Origin of the sequence: Nitrosopumilus sp. b1, from assembly GCF_014078545.1 — an archaeon.
Lineage (GTDB): Archaea > Thermoproteota > Nitrososphaeria > Nitrososphaerales > Nitrosopumilaceae > PXYB01.
Window position 1 is genome coordinate 1 of the sequence record NZ_MU078770.1, and the last position, 709, is coordinate 709.

General features: G+C 35.4%; 1 pseudogene. It reads right to left on the minus strand.

The window, feature by feature from the left end:
- Positions 1-87: 87 nt before the first annotated feature.
- Positions 88-709: pseudogene (locus C6988_RS10570) on the minus strand (peptidase); the annotation flags it as partial.

Sequence of the window (709 nt, forward strand, 5' to 3'; positions counted from 1 at the left end):
ACCCTCATACTATTCACATATTATGCTCCAGTCTGTTTAGAGCAAACAAATTTCGTTTGAAAACTAACAATTTCATAAAAATTAGTCTTAGATTCTAAGGATTCCTTCCTTTATCATAAACTGAATTCCTTGTAAGAAAGATTCATCATCAATTTGTCCTTGGGACCACCATCCTGCGTTATTTTTAATCCATAATGGAATCTCATCTGAATTTGTTGTACTGCCTTGGGATTGTGATACAATGATTATCTCTTCTTTGATTAGATGCTTTATTGCAGAGAGAAATTCAGAGTCTGCAATAGTGCCATCAGCCCACCATCCAGCGTTATTTTTAACCCATCCTGGAACTGCAGCTGATTTTTTTACTGGTTGCTCAGAACCTGAACCCACACTAAATTCTGATTGGGCAGAGTAAAATGATTCATAGTTTTGAGCATTCTCCCCTGTCAAAATTAATTTAATTTGATAATTTCCATTTGATGGAATCAACACTGACTCTTGACTTGTTCCACTAGATGATAATATTCCAAGATGTGATTGACTAGAGCCAATATTTGACCAAAACTCTTTTCCAGAATCATCTATCATGCTATATGCAAACAATACATCTCTTACTGGATTTCCAGCAACATCATAAAATGAAAATGAAAAAGGAATCTTTGCACCAGACCCATGTGCTGCATTCCATGAAACCTTAGCAGTATATCCA